At 65.0% G+C, this 14,786-nt stretch carries 13 protein-coding genes; 10 read left to right on the top strand and 3 right to left on the bottom strand.

The genetic code is table 11. The features are described 5' to 3' along the window. The 7 genes from B3873_RS01350 to B3873_RS01320 all read left to right on the top strand — a co-directional run. A partial coding sequence (locus B3873_RS01350; RefSeq protein ID WP_286863660.1) for an SDR family NAD(P)-dependent oxidoreductase occupies nucleotides 1-582 on the top strand: 582 nt, incomplete at its 5' end. Between the two features lie 95 nt (nucleotides 583-677). Next, a complete protein-coding gene (locus B3873_RS01345; RefSeq protein WP_039788787.1) occupies nucleotides 678-1,853 on the top strand; it encodes an ABC transporter substrate-binding protein in 1,176 nt (391 codons plus the stop codon). 132 nt (nucleotides 1,854-1,985) lie between these two features. Further along, nucleotides 1,986-3,020, top strand: a complete 1,035-nt coding sequence (locus B3873_RS01340; RefSeq protein WP_116535770.1) for a branched-chain amino acid ABC transporter permease — start codon at nucleotides 1,986-1,988, stop codon at nucleotides 3,018-3,020. Continuing rightward, nucleotides 3,017-4,924: an ABC transporter permease subunit gene (locus B3873_RS01335; protein ID WP_414651516.1), complete on the top strand. Its 1,908-nt coding sequence runs from the start codon at nucleotides 3,017-3,019 to the stop codon at nucleotides 4,922-4,924. The genes B3873_RS01340 and B3873_RS01335 overlap by 4 nt, the downstream gene beginning before the upstream one ends. Next, a complete protein-coding gene (locus B3873_RS01330; protein WP_034334426.1) occupies nucleotides 4,914-5,663 on the top strand; it encodes an ABC transporter ATP-binding protein in 750 nt (249 codons plus the stop codon). The genes B3873_RS01335 and B3873_RS01330 overlap by 11 nt, the downstream gene beginning before the upstream one ends. A gap of 20 nt (nucleotides 5,664-5,683) precedes the next feature. Further along, nucleotides 5,684-6,760 carry a ketopantoate reductase family protein gene (locus B3873_RS01325; protein ID WP_286863659.1) on the top strand — a complete coding sequence of 359 codons (1,077 nt, stop codon included), beginning with the start codon at nucleotides 5,684-5,686 and terminating at the stop codon, nucleotides 6,758-6,760. Nucleotides 6,761-6,798: 38 nt separating this feature from the next. Further along, a complete protein-coding gene (locus B3873_RS01320) occupies nucleotides 6,799-7,575 on the top strand; it encodes a class II aldolase/adducin family protein (RefSeq protein ID WP_286863658.1) in 777 nt (258 codons plus the stop codon). A gap of 93 nt (nucleotides 7,576-7,668) precedes the next feature. Here the strand turns inward: B3873_RS01320 and B3873_RS01315 are convergent, their stop codons facing one another. From B3873_RS01315 to B3873_RS01305, 3 genes are all read right to left on the bottom strand, one after another. Further along, nucleotides 7,669-8,976 carry a gallate dioxygenase gene (locus B3873_RS01315; RefSeq protein WP_134221735.1) on the bottom strand — a complete coding sequence of 436 codons (1,308 nt, stop codon included), beginning with the start codon at nucleotides 8,974-8,976 and terminating at the stop codon, nucleotides 7,669-7,671. 53 nt (nucleotides 8,977-9,029) lie between these two features. Then, entirely contained in the window at nucleotides 9,030-10,361 is a 1,332-nt protein-coding gene (locus tag B3873_RS01310; protein ID WP_286863657.1) for an MFS transporter, read from the bottom strand. Between the two features lie 245 nt (nucleotides 10,362-10,606). Further along, nucleotides 10,607-11,812 carry a LysR family transcriptional regulator gene (locus B3873_RS01305; protein WP_286863656.1) on the bottom strand — a complete coding sequence of 402 codons (1,206 nt, stop codon included), beginning with the start codon at nucleotides 11,810-11,812 and terminating at the stop codon, nucleotides 10,607-10,609. Between the two features lie 130 nt (nucleotides 11,813-11,942). Here B3873_RS01305 and B3873_RS01300 point away from each other — a divergent pair, with 130 nt between their 5' ends. The 3 genes from B3873_RS01300 to ligK form a co-directional block, all read left to right on the top strand. Next, the gene (locus B3873_RS01300) at nucleotides 11,943-13,103 is read left to right on the top strand and encodes a 4-oxalomesaconate tautomerase (RefSeq protein WP_286863655.1); all 1,161 of its coding nucleotides are present in this window, start codon (nucleotides 11,943-11,945) and stop codon (nucleotides 13,101-13,103) included. 5 nt (nucleotides 13,104-13,108) lie between these two features. Then, nucleotides 13,109-14,152 carry an amidohydrolase family protein gene (locus tag B3873_RS01295; RefSeq protein WP_286863654.1) on the top strand — a complete coding sequence of 348 codons (1,044 nt, stop codon included), beginning with the start codon at nucleotides 13,109-13,111 and terminating at the stop codon, nucleotides 14,150-14,152. Between the two features lie 11 nt (nucleotides 14,153-14,163). Next, on the top strand, nucleotides 14,164-14,786 hold a 623-nt coding region (gene ligK, locus B3873_RS01290; RefSeq protein ID WP_286863665.1), incomplete at its 3' end, for a 4-carboxy-4-hydroxy-2-oxoadipate aldolase/oxaloacetate decarboxylase.

The raw sequence follows: 14,786 nt of genomic DNA, 5'->3' as shown, positions 1-14,786 counted from the left end.
ATGCCGCTGGCGCTGGACGTGCGCCGCAAGCCGGACTTCATCGCTGCCTGCGACGCCATCGAATTGCGCTGGGGCGGAGCGGCGGTGCTGGTCAACAATGCCGGCCGTTCGCGCGTGGCAGCCTTGATGGAGATCACTCCCGAGGAGTGGGACGAGGTCACCGCCATCAACATGAAAGGCACGTTTCTTGCGTGCCAGGTGTTCGGCAAACGCTTCGCCGATCGCGGCTACGGACGCATCATCAACATCGCCTCGCTGGCCGGACAAAACGGCGGCACTGCCACCGGTGCGCACTATGCGGCGGCCAAGGGTGCGGTACTGACCCTGACCAAGGTCTTTGCCCGTGAGCTCGCAGGCGCTGGAGTGACCGTCAATGCCATCTCGCCGGGCCCGCTGGACCTGCCCATCGTGCGCGAGATCGTGCCGGCCGACAAGCTGGCCGCGACCATTGCCACCATTCCGGTCAAGACGCTGGGCGAACCCGATTTCATCGCCGATGCGGTGCTGCTGCTGGCCTCGCCCGATGCGGGTTCGGCCACCGGGGCCTGCCTCGACATCAACGGCGGGCTCTACATGCGTTGATGAAGATCGGCCTGGTGCCGATGCCAGATTGCTGTCCCAGATCGGTGGCGGAGTGGGGAAGCCCGCCATCATCTCAACCAACAAGGGAGAAACACATGCTGCACAAACGCCTGATTGCCACCGCCGCCACTGCCGTTCTGGCCGCTGCCGGAACCCTCGCCAGCGTCGCCGGCAATCCTGCCTTTGCCCAGGTCAAGATCGGGGTCGTGACCTCCTCCACCGGGCCGGTCTCGCTGGTGGGCATTCCGCAGAAGAACACCGTGCCGCTGCTGCCGGCCAAGGCCGGTGATCTGAAGATCGAATACATCTCGCTGGACGATGCCAGCGATCCGACCAAGTCGGTCACCGAAGTCAAGAAGCTGATCGCCGAATACAACGTCGATGCCATCATCGGCCCCAGCGGTTCGCCCAATGCCATGGGCGTGATTTCCTTTGCGGCCGAAGCCGGCGTGCCGATGCTGGCCCCGGTGGGCACGGCGGCCGTGGTGCTGCCGATGACGGAGCAGAAGAAGTGGGTTTTCAAGACCACCCAGAACGATGACCTGATCGCCAGCGCGCTGGTGGCCCAGATGGTCAAGACCAAGGTCAAGACGGCCGGCTTCATCGCCGTCAACGATCCCTTCGGCGAGAACTGGGCCAAGGTGTTCACGGAGCTGGCAGCCAAGAACAACATCAAGATCGTGGCCAATGAGCGCTACCAGCGCACCGATACCTCGGTCACCGCGCAGACGCTCAAGATCGTCGCTGCCAATCCGGATGCCGTGCTGGTGGCGGCCCCGGGCGCGGCCACCGTGCTGCCGCAGACCACGCTGTTCGATCAGGGCTACAAGGGCAAGATTTACCAGACCCACGGCGCGGCCCTGCCGGCCTTCCTGCAGCTGGGCAAGAACAAGGTCGAGGGCACCATCCTGGCCGCGAGCCTGATGCTGGTACTGCCCGAGATCCCGGACAGCAATCCCTCCAAGAAGGTCGCCACCGAGTACATCGAGGCCTACAAGAAGATGTACAACACCGTGCCCGCCACCTTCGGTGCCAACGTGTATGACGCCGGCCTGCTGCTGGAGAAAGCCATTCCTGTGGCCGCCAAGAAGGCCAAGCCGGGCAGCAAGGAATTCCGCGCCGCCCTGCGCGATGCACTGGAAAGCACCAAGGAAGTGGTCGGCACCCAGGGCGTCTACAACATGAGCCCGGCGGACCACAGCGGTTTCGATGAACGCGGTCGTGAGCTCATCACCGTCAAGGGCGGCAACTGGACCCTGCTCAAGCCGTAAGGACAACGCCTGCTGCGCCGGTCCGGCCTCCACGCCGGGCGGGCGCAGTGTTCCACCTCCACCCGCATCCCGAACCTGGCGCGTCGTTCCCGGCTGGATGGCAGCGCGCGCCGGCTCCACAAGGAAGTCGCAATGAATCTCCAAATCGTGGCGCTGCTGGGACAGGACGGCATCACCAACGGTGCCATCTATGCGCTCTTGGCGCTGTCCATCGTCCTGGTCTTTACCGTCACCCGTATCCTCCTGATCCCGCAGGGCGAGTTCGTCTCCTTCGGCGCACTCACCATGGGCATGATGCAGAACGGCCAACCGCTCACCGTCGCCTGGCTGCTGGTGGCCATGTGCCTGGGCGCCTGTGCCTTCGATCTCTACGACATGTGGCGTACCAGCCGCCGCCGCCCCAGTCTGTGGCTGCCGGCCAAGCTGGTGTATGCCGTGGTCGTGGCAGGACTCGCCCTGAATCTCAACTTCGCCACCTTGCCCATGCTGGCACAGATCGCCATGACCTTGCTGCTGCTGGTGCCGATGGGGCCGCTGATGTACCGCATGGCGTTCCAGCCCATCGCCTCGGCCTCGCCGCTGGTGCTGCTGATCGTCTCCATCGCCGTGCACGTGGCGCTGGTCGGCGTGGCGCTGCTGGTGTTCGGCCCCGAAGGCGCACGCACCGCGCCTTTCACCGAGGCCAGCCTGGAACTGGGCAGCCTGCGCTTTTCCAGTCAGGCGCTGTGGGTGATCTGCGTGTCGCTGCTGCTCATCGTGGGGCTGTTCCTGATGTTCGAGCGCACGCTCTATGGCAAGGCCTTGCGCGCTGCTGCGTTGAACCGCATGGGCGCGCGCCTGATGGGCATCTCGCCGGTGTTCGCGGGCAAGGCCATGTTCCTGCTGGCTTCACTCATTGGCGTGATGTCGGGCGTGCTGATCGCGCCCATCACCACGATCTACTATGACTCCGGCTTCCTGATCAGCCTGAAGGGCTTCGTCGGTTCCATCATCGGCGGGCTGGTCAGCTATCCGGTGGCCGCCATCGGCGCACTGGCCATTGGCCTCATCGAATCCTTCTCGACCTTCTGGGCCAGTGCCTACAAGGAAATCATCGTCTTCGTGCTGATCATTCCCATCCTGCTATGGCGTTCTCTGTCGACCCGTCACGTGGAGGAAGAAGAATGAAACCCGCTGCGTCCACCTCTTCTTCCAAACGTCCGATGGCGCGCTTGTCCTCGCGCGCGGCGCTGGGCCTGTTCGTGGTCCTGCTGGCAGTCGCACCCTTCGTGCTGCCACCGTTCACCATGACCTTGTTGAACAACATCGGCCTGGCCTCGCTGGTGGTGCTGGGACTGGTGCTGCTGACCGGCGTGGCCGGCCTGACCAGTTTCGGGCAGGCGGCCTTCGTCGGTCTGGGTGCCTACTTCTCGGCGGCATTGTCGGCCAAGATCCTGCCGCTGCCCGATGCGCTGCTGTGGATGCAGTCGCCCTGGGTGGCGCTGGTGGTGGCCCTGGTGCTGACGGCCGTGCTGGCCTTTGCGGTGGGCAGCGTCACGCTCAAGCTCTCCGGCCACTACCTGCCGCTGGGTACCATCGCCTGGGGCATCAGCCTGTACTTCATCTTCGGCACGCTGGAGAGCATGGGCGGGCAGACCGGCATGTCGGGCATTCCCTCGATCACGTTCTTTGGCATCGCGCTCAGTTCCGACCGGGCCATGTTTGGCCTGATCTGGGTGGCCGTGCTGCTGGGCGTGGCGGCCCTGAGCAATCTGCTGGATTCGCGCGAGGGCCGCGCCATCCGCGCACTCAAGGGCGGCATCGTGATGGCCGAGGCCATGGGCATCAATACGGCACGCATGCGCATCGTGGTCTTCGTGATCGCGGCCGTCCTGGCGGCCCTGTCGGGCTGGCTGTACGTGCACATGCAGCGCTTCGTCAATCCCTCGCCCTTCGGGCTGGGCTTCGGCATCGACTACCTGTTCATGGCGGTGCTGGGCGGGGCCAGCCATGTGTGGGGCGCGGTGCTGGGCTCCACCTTGATCGTGGTGCTCAAGGAATGGCTGCAGGGCATCCTGCCGGTGGTACTGGGGCGCTCGGGCAACTTCGAGACCATCGTCTTCGGGCTCCTGATCGTGGTGCTGCTGCAGCGTTCGCGCGATGGGCTGTGGCCTTATCTCGCGCGCCTGGTGCCGGTGCGCAGCCGACGGCTGGAGATCGATCCGCAAGCCGAAGCCCTGCCACGCCGCCCCATGCCTGCGCCGCAGGAAGTGGTGCTGGACGTGCGGGACGTCACCCGCAAGTTCGGCGGCCTGGTGGCCAACAACAACATGAGCCTGAAGGTGATGGCCGGTGAAGTGCTGGCCCTGATCGGTCCCAACGGGGCGGGCAAATCCACGCTCTTCAACCAGATTTCCGGTGTCGATACACCGACCTCGGGCAGCGTGCAGTTCCGTGGCCATGAGGTCACCGGTCGCGGTTCGCGTCACATCGCCGGGCTGGGCATGAGCCGCAGCTTCCAGCACGTGCGCCTGATGCCGCGTATGACGGTGCTGGAGAACGTTGCCATCGGTGCCTACCTGCGCGGCCAGCGCGGGGTGCTGTCGTCCATGCTGCGCATGGATCGCCAGGAAGAGGCGCGCATCCTGGCGGAAGCGGCGCGCCAGATCGAGCGCGTCGGACTGAAGGCGCAGATGTTCGAACAGGCCGGCGCGCTGTCGCTGGGCCAGCAACGCATCCTGGAAATCGCCCGTGCCCTGGCCGCCGATCCCTGCCTGCTGTTGCTGGATGAACCTGCAGCGGGTTTGCGCCTGGGCGAGAAGCAGGCGCTGGGCGACCTGCTGCGCAAGCTGCGCAGCGAAGGCATGGCCATCCTGCTGGTGGAACACGACATGGATTTCGTGATGGAACTGGTGGACCGCATCGTGGTGATGGACTTCGGCCAGAAGATCGCCGAGGGCTTGCCCGAAGAGATCCAGAACAATCGCGCCGTGCTGGAAGCCTATCTGGGCGTGGCCGACGAGGAAGAGGGCGCCTCAGTCGAAGAGGGCGCGGGCAATGCCATCGCAGCAGGAGCACATCATGGGCAATAAGGTATTGGAAGTACGCGACCTGTCGGCGGCCTATGGCCGGGTGCAGGTGCTGTCGGGCATCGACCTGTCGGTGGAGCAGGGCAAGATCGTCACCGTGATCGGCCCCAATGGCGCGGGCAAGACCACGCTGCTGTCGGCCATCATGGGCGTGCTGCCTTCGCGCGGGGCGATGGCGTTTGACGGCACCATCCGCCACTCGCCCGAGGTCGAAGAGATGGTGGCGGCCGGCATGACCCTGGTGCCGGAGAAGCGCGAGCTGTTCTCGGAGATGAACATCGAAGACAACCTGATGCTGGGGGCTTTCCAGCGTTACCGCACCGGCCAGCGCGACTACGCGGCGACGCTGGAAGAGGTCTATACGCTCTTCCCGCGCCTGCGTGAACGCCGCACGCAACAGGCCGGCACGCTCTCGGGCGGCGAGCGCCAGATGCTGGCCGTGGGCCGTGCGCTCATGGCCAAGCCGCGCCTGCTGATGCTGGACGAACCCAGCCTGGGGCTGGCGCCGCTGATCGTGCGCGAGATCTTCCGCATCATTGCCGAGCTGCGCCGGCGGGGCGTCTCCATCCTGCTGGTGGAGCAGAACGCGCGCGCCGCGCTGCAGGTGGCCGACTATGGCTACGTGCTGGAGAACGGCGAGATCCGCATGCACGGTCCGGCCAGCCAGCTGGCCCATGACCGCCGCGTGATCGAGGCTTACCTGGGCTTGTCCGGCAAGCATCAGGACAAGCTGGCTGGCTGATGTCTTCTTCCTTGAATTCCATGAAACAAGAAACTTCCTCTTCTCCTGTGCCAGCACCGCTGCGCATCTGCATCGCCGGTGCCGGTGCCATCGGCGGCACCCTGGCTGTGCGGCTGTCGGCCGCCGGACATCAGGTCAGCGTGCTGGCGCGCGGCCAGACGCTGCAGGCCATCCGCGAGCGCGGCCTGACCTTGCATGACCTGCACGGCACCACGCACGCCCGTCCGGCGGCCAGCCAGTTGCCGGAGTTCGGTGTTCAGGACGTCGTTTTCCTGTGCGCCAAGAGTCAGGACATGTCAGCCTTGCTGCCCCAGATCGCGCCCATGGTGGGCGAAGAGACGGTGGTGATCCCGACCAACAATGGCGTGCCGTGGTGGTATTTCCACCGCGAGGGCGGGCGCTTCGATGGCGAGACCGTCAAGGCCGTGGACCCGGATGGTGCGCTGTCAAACCCGGTTGCGCTGGACCGGCTGATTGGCAGCGTGCTCTTCATCACGGCCGAGGTCGAGAGCCCGGGCGTGATCCGTTCGGTCAATCCGCACCTGATGGTGCTGGGCGAACCTTCCGGCGAGATGAGCGAGCGGCTCATGCGAGTGCGTGAAGCGGTGGAAGCGGCCGGCATCGAAGCCCGCGCCACCGATCGCATCCGCGACAAGCTGTGGACCAAGATCATCGCCAATATCAGCACCAATCCCCTGTCGGTCATCACGCAGGGCACGCTGCAGCAGTTGTACGGCTTGCCCGAGTTGCGCGAGGTAGTCAGCCAGATCATGCGCGAGACCTTGCTGGTGGCCTCCAGCCATGGGGCGCGGGTGGATATCGATCCACTGACCTTCCTGCAGCTGGGGGAGGCCATGGGGGCCTTCCGCACCTCGATGCTGCAGGATCTGGAGCGCGGACGGCCGCTGGAACTGGCGGCCATCGGCGATGCGGTGCTGGAGATGGCCGAGCGCTATGCCATCCCGATGCCGATCACGCGGGCCATCGTGTCGCTGGCGCGTTTTCGCGGCGAGGCGGCGCAGCAGCAGACAGGGCAGACAGGACAACAGAGAGCGCAGCAGACACAACAACCGCAGCCGGCGGCACGGGCCGCCTGAGCGCGACCACCTCATTTTCGGATTCAGGAGTCAAATCGATGAATATCATGCAATTCAGCTATGGCGCAGATAAGCCATCCCACTGCAGTGATGAAGAATGGGCACTGCGCATCCAGCTGGCGCACTGTTACCGGCTGGTGGATTACCTGGGCTGGACGGAGATGATCTTCAACCACATCTCGGTGCGCGTGCCGGGGCCGGAGCATCATTACCTGGTCAATCCCTTTGCGCTGAACTACAACGAAGTGACGCCGGCCAACCTGCTCAAGGTGGGACTGGATGGGCAGTTGGCCGAACCATCGGACTACAAGGCCAATCCGGCCGGGTTTGCATTGCACAGTGCGATCCATGGTGCGCGTGATGATTTGCGCTGCGTGATCCATACGCATACCACGCCGATCTCGGCGGTGACGATGAAGAAGAGCGGCTTCGAGCACAACGATTTCTATGGGGCGCAATTGTTCGGGCGCATCGGGTATCACGAGTTCGAGGGCATTACGCTGTTTGCCGAGGAGAAGGAGCGCATGCTGCAGAGCCTCGGTGACAAGCATATTCTGGTGTTGCGCAATCACGGGGTGGCGGTGTGCGAGAGTGATATCCAGCGTGCCTTCTTCCTGTTGTGGACGGTGCAGCGGGCCGCCGAGATCCAGGTGGCGGGCCGGTCGATGGCGGGCGAGGATCAGCTGTTGCCGGATGCGGTAAGGCAGAAATGCGCGGACCTGACGCAGCAGCTCATTCGCAATGACGGGTTTGCGGTGATTTTCTTTGAGGCGATTGTGCGGAAGATGTTGAAGGGGGTTTATCAGGCGCATTGATCAAGCGGGTCATTTGTATCGCAACAGGCGATAAAAAATCGCGCCATCCCTGCAGACCGGCGCGATTTTTCTTTCGACGCTTGAATACAGTTCTTATTTCGTCCCGGTCTTGTTCCAATCCGCCGCCTTGTCCGACGCTGCGCCCGCCACCGAGTACAGCGCCCCCGGCGCATTGCGCGTCTGCTGGAATTCTTCCAGCGACTGCCCGCGCATGGCCGCATAGATATGCAGGTTCGACACGCCGACCACCGCGCCCAGTTTTTCCAGCAGGAAGAAAATCACGCCGTAGCGAATCATGGCCTGCCAGTCGCGGCGGCTGATCATGTCGCATTCCTCCTGCGACAGCCCGGCTTCCTCATAGGTCGCCTGCGGATCTGCCCGGAAGCGCTCGCGGAACGCCGGCTGGATCAGCTGGTACAGATAGCGGTTGATGCGGTAGCGCGCATTGGCCGTCTCCAGCGTGAAGGGGTAGGTGCCTTGCAGTTGCTCGATGCCCTTGAGCTGCTGCGCCACGTGCTCGCGATGACGCGCCACCTCGGCTGCCTGCAAGGCCGCATCGACCGGCACCGCCGGTTCATACACGGCCACCGCGATGCCGGTCATGGAGGGCAGGTAATACTCGCGATGACGGCAGTTGACGCCCGCCGGCATGGCCCCGCGCATGATCAGCCACATGATGACCTCGGCACTCTCCAGTCCGCCCAGCGTCGCCAGTTCGGCGTGGGTCAGGCGCGTGAGCGCTTCCGGATCATGCTGCAGGAGATCGAGGAACTGATGGTCCCACGGCGTATTGTTGAACCCCGCACGCTCGCCATGCACCTGGTGCGACAGCCCGCCGGTAGCGACGATGACCACGTCCAGGTCTTCCGGATAGCTTTCGATGGCGCGGCGCAGGCCCTGGCCCAGTTTGTAGCAACGGCGCGCGGTCGGGATCGGGAACTGCAGCACGCCCACCTGCAGCGGGATGATCTGGCCGGGCCAGCCCTCCTGGTGCGGCCACAGCATCGACAGGGGCGAGAAGCACCCGTGGTCCAGCGGCTTGTTCTGGAAGAAGGCCATGTCGAATTCATCGGCCATCAGGGAACTGCCGATATGCCGCGCCAGCGCCGCATGGCCGCCCACTGGCGGTAGCTTGCGGGCACCGCCGCCTTCGTCGGCGACCTGGTACTCGCTGCCCACCCCCAGGGCAAAGGCGGAGTAATGATCGAAGAAGAAGGAGGTCACGTGGTCGTTGTAGACCACCAGCAGCACGTCCGGCTGCTTCTCTTGCAGCCATTGCTGCACCGGCTCGTAAGCCTTGAAGATGGGCGCCCAGACCGCATCGTGCTGCTTGTTGGCATCCAGCGCGAAGCCGATGGTCGGTGTATGGGAGGTGGCGATGGCGCCGACGATATTGGCCATGACGATTTATTCCTGTAACAGATGAATCCGATGTGATTGATGCAGCAGCTTGATCAAACCGCAGCCGCCGGACGCTGCCCCATCTGGATGAAGACGATGATCAGCGCCGCCAGCGTAGCCGGCACCGCAAGAATGGCGATGACGGCACCAAAGCCCCAACCCATCGACAGCAGCACGCCGCCGGCGAAGGAGCCCAGGATGCTGCCGAAGCGGCCCACGCCCAGCATCCACGACACGCCGGTGGCACGCACCACGGTCGGATAGCAGGAGGGGGCGAAGGCGTTCAGTCCGGTCTGTGCGCCGCTCATGCAGAAGCCGGCCAGCAGCACGTAGGCCGCAAACATGCCCGACTGCACGCTGCCGGACGCCAGCAGCAGGATGAAGACGGCACCCGCGATGTAGGCGCAGGCGATGGCACGGCTGGGCGACCAGCGATCCATCAGGAAGCCTACCACCAGCGCACCGACGGTGCCGCCCAGCTGGAACAGGGCCGTGATGCTGGCCGCCTTCTCGATGGGCAGGCCGGCATCCTTGATCAGCGTGGGCAGCCAGCCGGAGAGCAGGTAGATCACCAGCAGGCCCATGAAGTAGGTGCCCCACAGCGACAGGGTGGTCTTGCGATAGGTCTCCGAGAGCAGCACCTTGGCCGGCTGGCCGCCCTTGACCGGCGGTTCGCTGACGCTGAAGGTCTGGCCGGCGGCGAAGTGGCCGCCGCACACGCGCGCCAGGGTGCGGGCAATGCGGTCGGCGGGATAGTGGCGCACGACCATGAAGCGGGCCGACTCCGGCACCAGCCACAGGTAGAACGGCAGGCACAGCAGCGGGATGGCACCGCCGACCATCAGGACGGTGCGCCAGCCATACTCCGGCAAGAGGGCGGCGGCGAGGAAGCCGACCAGGCCCGAGCCGAGGTTGAAACCGGTGAACATGATCGCCAGCAGCGTGCTGCGCGAACGCTCCGGGACATACTCGGAGAGCAGGGTGGTGGCATTGGGCATGGCCGCACCCAGACCGAGGCCGGTCAAAAAGCGCAGCGCCGAGAGCGTGACCACGTCCTGCGCGAAGGCACAGGCCAGGCTGCACGCACCGAACCAGGCCACCGCCGTCATCAGCAGTTTCTTGCGGCCGTAGCGGTCCGACAGCGGACCGACCAGCAGCGCACCCACGGCCAGGCCGATGGGTGCAGCACTCATGACCACGCCGAAGGCCGCGCGCGAGATGCCCCACTCCTTGGTGATGGCCGGTGCCAGGAAGCCCATGATGGCCACGTCCATGCCGTCAGTGGCCACGATGAGGAAGCACAGGATCAGCAGTAGCCATTGATAGCCGGACATCTTGCGCCCGTTGATGTGCGAACGCACGTCCAGCGATTGTGCTGTATTCATTAAGTCTCCGTGATGGGTTCGAATTGTGGGAATCTGCCGGCTTGTCTGCACGCGGCTTGGGGATTACCTGTCCAGGCAGCACCAGCGTGCCTCGACTTGGCACAAAGTGTAAGACGGGGAGGGCCGGCGAGCATTGCTTTCGGCTACCGGAGTGTTGCCATTTGCTAATCGCAATGGATTTTTTATGAATCCGGAAAGTGTGGCTCGCAGCGGCCTGAAGCCCTTGTGCTGCGGGCTTGCGCCGTTCAGTCCAGCGCGGCCGCGGCCGCTTCGATGGCCTCCTGCAGCGCCCGGGCACCGGGCGACAGATGCGCCCCCTTGCGCTGCATCAGTCCGATGCGGCGCTCCATGCCGCGCATGGCGAAGGGGAGGGTAGTGAGCTGCCCGGTGGCGATCTCATGCTGCAGCTGATGGGCCGAGATCACGGTGAGCATGTCGCTGCCCACCAGCAGCCCGCGCAGGAGCGCCAGGTCGCCGGTCTCCACCGCAGGGCGGGGCGCATGCCAGTGGCTGTCGCGGAAGAATTGCTCGATGGAATCGCGCAAGGGCGTCCCGGCCCGCGAGAGCACCCAGGGATAGCCGTCGAGATCACGCAGGGACAGCTTCTTGCGGCGCGCCAGCGGGTGGCCGGCCCGTGCGATCAGGGCGGCACTGTCGGCCACCAGTGGCCGCATGTCGAAGGTGTCACTGGAGAAGGCGCGCAATGCGCCGACGATGAAATCGATGCGTCCGCTCATGAGGCCGGCGGCCAGCTCTTCATAGGGACTTTCCAGCGAACGGATCTGCAGGCGCGGATGGCGTGCCAGCACCCGCGTCATCGCCGCCGGCAGCAGTTGCGAGCGCGCCAGCGGCAAGGCACCGACTGTGACCGTACCTTGCACCACACCGTCGAGGGCGGCGATGTCTTCCGGAATATGGCGCAGTTCGGCCAGCGCCCGGCCGAAGCGTTCGGTCCAGCGGCGGCCCGCATCGGTGGGCAACATCCCGTGCGCGGTGCGGAAGAACAGCGCCTGTCCGAGGATGCCCTCCAGCATCGACAAGGCCTGGCTCACCGCCGAGGGCGACACTTCCATCAGGCGCGCCACGCTGGGCATGTGATGCGTTTCGGCCAGCAGCGCCGCGGCCTGCAGGCGGCGTTCATTGAACAGCGCGTCCAGGCTGCCTACCGGCTGGCCGTTGCGGTCGCGCAGGCGCAGGGCATCGTCGCGCACTTCGCGCAGTTCGGCTTCGATGCGCTCGACCCGCAGCCGGACGGCTTCGCCGGCGGCGGTCAGCAGCATGCCGCGCCCCTTGCGCTCGAACAGTTGCGTCGACAGGCTCTGCTCCAGCGCCGCCACCGAGCGCGCCACCGCCGAGGAGGCACGCAGCAGCGTGTCGGAAGAGCGGCGTACCCCGCCGGTAGTGGCGACGACATTGAAGACGTGCAGGTGACGCAGGTTGAGCAGGGCCATGGCGAGACGATCCGGGACATTGATTTCTGAGCGCGATTAGAAAATTAGAACAGAGGAAGGCCCACAACGCAACCAAGCCGACAGGGCGCTCACGCATACTCGACGCCATTGTTTTCAAAGGTAAAGCGCCGTGCCTGACCTCGATTTCCCTCCTCCCGGAGACGCTGACGCGTCCGACCTGCTGGCCATTCCCTGCACCCTGATGCGCGGTGGCACCTCGCGTGGTCCCTTCTTCGTGGCCGATGATCTGCCAGAGGACATCGCTGCGCGCGATCGGGTGTTGCTGGCTGCGCTGGGGTCGCCGGATCGTCGTCAGATCGACGGCCTCGGCGGTGCCCATCCACTGACCAGCAAGGCCGGCATCGTCAGCCGCAGCCGCGTGACCGGCGTGGATCTGGATTTCCTGTTCGCGCAGTTGCAACCCGAATCGGACCGTGTCGATACCACGCCCAATTGCGGCAACATGCTGGCCGCCGTGCTGCCCTTTGCCATCGAGCGCGGCCTCATCGTCGCCGGTCCCGAGACCACCACCGCGCGTATCCTCACACTCAACACCGGCATGCAGTGCGACGTGACGGTACAGACACCGGGCGGCCGCCTGCGCTATCGGGGCGATACCCGTATCGATGGCGTACCGGGATCGGCGGCACCGGTCAGCATCAACTTCCTCGACACGGCGGGCTCGGTCTGCCCTGCCATGCTGCCCACGGGGCGCGTGCAGGACAGCGTGCGTTACGTCACGCCCAGCGGTGAGCAGCGCGAGACCGCTGCCACCCTGATCGACAACGGCATGCCCATGGTGCTGGTGCGTGCGTCTGATTTCGGCCTGAATGGTGATGAAAGCGTGGCTGTCCTCAATGCCGATGCGGTCCTGAAGGAGAGACTGGAGGCGCTGCGGCTGGCCTGCGGTCCGCTCATGGGGCTGGGGGAGGTCAGTGCCAGGAATTATCCCAAGATGTGCCTGCTGTCTGCCCCCGTGGCGGGCGGCACGATCAGCACCCGCTGCTTCATCCCGCATGTCTGTCACGAGGCCATTGGTGTGCTGGCCGCCGTCACCGTCGCCACTGCCTGCGTGCTGGAAGGCTCGGTAGCCCAGGGGCTGGCGCTGCCCGGCAGCGGCTTGCAGCGCACCGTCTCGGTGGAGCATCCCAGTGGCGAATTCAGCGTTGAGCTGGAGCTGGATCCGCACGACCAGCAACAAATCCTGCGTGCCGCGCTGCTGCGCACGGCGCGTCCCATCCTGCGCGGGGAAGTGCTGATCCCCGCCGAACTCCTGACCGACCATTCCTGAATCCCATGCGAGACTCCCTCATCATCGACTGCCATGGCCACTACACCACCGCCCCCAAGGCGCTGGAAGACTGGCGCAACCGGCAGATCGCCCACCTGAACACGCCCGGACTCGGTCCCAAGGTGGCCGAGCTCAAGATCAGCGACGACGAACTGCGCGAGTCCATCGAAAGCAACCAGTTGCGCCTGATGCGCGAACGCGGTGCGGATCTCACCATCTTCTCGCCGCGCGCTTCCTTCATGGCGCACCACATCGGTGATCTCAACACCAGCCAGACCTGGGCGGCCATCTGCAACGAGCTGTGCCATCGCGTGGCGCAGCTGTTCCCCGATCACTTCATCGGTGCGGCCATGCTGCCGCAGTCGCCGGGCGCCGATATCCGTACCTCGATTGCCGAGATGGAGAAGTGCGTGCGCGAATATGGTTTCGTCGGCATCAATCTCAATTCCGATCCCTCCGGCGGACACTGGACTGCGCCGCCGCTGTCGGACCGCGCCTGGTATCCGCTCTACGAAAAGATGGTGGAGCTGGAAGTGCCCGCCATGATCCACGTGAGCACCAGCTGCAATGCCTGCTTCCACACTACCGGTGCGCACTACCTCAATGCCGATACCACCGCCTTCATGCAGTGCCTGACCTCGGACCTGTTCAAGGATTTTCCGACGCTGAAGTTCCTGATCCCGCACGGCGGCGGTGCCGTCCCGTATCACTGGGGCCGTTTCCGTGGCCTGGCGCAGGAAATGAAAAAGCCGCTGCTGGAAGAGCATCTGCTCAACAACATCTTCTTCGACACTTGCGTGTATCACCAGCCGGGCATCGACCTGCTCACGCGCGTGATCCCGGTAGAGAACGTGCTGTTTGCCTCCGAGATGATCGGTGCCGTGCGCGGCATCGATCCGCAGACCGGCCACTACTACGACGACACCAAGCGCTACATCGAGGCGGCCGCACTGAGCCCCGAAGAACGCCACCAGATCTACGAAGGCAATGCCCGCCGCGTCTACCCGCGCCTGGATGCCGCTCTCAACGCGAAAGGACTGACCGCATGAGCACTCCCCTGATCAACCAGCTTGGCGTCGTCAAGCGCCAGATCGAACGCGCCGATGCCGCGGCCGTACAACAGCTCGGCCAGTTCGGCGTGGCGACCGTGCATGAGGCGCAGGGCCGCACTGGCCTGTTGAAGCCCTATCTGCGTCCCATCTATCCCGGCACCACGATCTCGGGCACCGCCGTGACCGTACTGCTGCACCCCGGCGACAACTGGATGATGCACGTGGTGGCCGAGCAGATCCGGCCTGGCGACATCGTGGTGGCAGCCATCACCGCCGAGTGTACCGACGGCTATTTCGGTGACCTGCTGGCCACCAGTTTCATGGCGCGCGGTGCGCGGGCCCTCATCATCGATGCCGGTGTACGCGACGTGAAGGTGTTGAAGGAAATGGGCTTCCCGGTGTGGAGCCGTGCCATCAGTGCCAAGGGCACCATCAAGGCCACACCGGGTTCGGTCAACGTGCCGGTGATCTGCGCCGGTACCCTGGTCAATCCGGGCGATGTGATGGTGGCCGATGATGATGGCGTGGTGGCCGTGCCTGCCGCTGATGCCGTGCGTGTGGCCGAGGTGGCACGCAAGCGCGAAGCCCTGGAAGGGGAGAAGCGCGCCCAGCTGGCCGCCGGCGTGCTGGG

This window comes from Herbaspirillum sp. UBA812, from assembly GCF_002296545.1.
Lineage (GTDB): Bacteria > Pseudomonadota > Gammaproteobacteria > Burkholderiales > Burkholderiaceae_D > Herbaspirillum > Herbaspirillum huttiense.
The sequence above is the reverse complement of the archived record's forward strand: the minus strand, read 5'-3'. Positions and strand labels throughout refer to the sequence as shown.

Bases quoted from the DNA above. Each gene is read 5' to 3' on its own strand.
- B3873_RS01340 (WP_116535770.1), top strand. From the start codon at position 1,986: ATGAATCTCCAAATCGTGGCGCTGCTGGGACAGGACGGCATCACCAAC.
- B3873_RS01315 (WP_134221735.1), bottom strand. From the start codon at position 8,976: ATGGCCAATATCGTCGGCGCCATCGCCACCTCCCATACACCGACCATC.
- B3873_RS01310 (WP_286863657.1), bottom strand. From the start codon at position 10,361: ATGAATACAGCACAATCGCTGGACGTGCGTTCGCACATCAACGGGCGC.
- B3873_RS01305 (WP_286863656.1), bottom strand. From the start codon at position 11,812: ATGGCCCTGCTCAACCTGCGTCACCTGCACGTCTTCAATGTCGTCGCC.
- B3873_RS01345 (WP_039788787.1), top strand. From the start codon at position 678: ATGCTGCACAAACGCCTGATTGCCACCGCCGCCACTGCCGTTCTGGCC.
- B3873_RS01330 (WP_034334426.1), top strand. From the start codon at position 4,914: ATGGGCAATAAGGTATTGGAAGTACGCGACCTGTCGGCGGCCTATGGC.
- B3873_RS01320 (WP_286863658.1), top strand. From the start codon at position 6,799: ATGAATATCATGCAATTCAGCTATGGCGCAGATAAGCCATCCCACTGC.
- B3873_RS01335 (WP_414651516.1), top strand. From the start codon at position 3,017: ATGAAACCCGCTGCGTCCACCTCTTCTTCCAAACGTCCGATGGCGCGC.
- B3873_RS01295 (WP_286863654.1), top strand. From the start codon at position 13,109: ATGCGAGACTCCCTCATCATCGACTGCCATGGCCACTACACCACCGCC.
- B3873_RS01325 (WP_286863659.1), top strand. From the start codon at position 5,684: ATGAAACAAGAAACTTCCTCTTCTCCTGTGCCAGCACCGCTGCGCATC.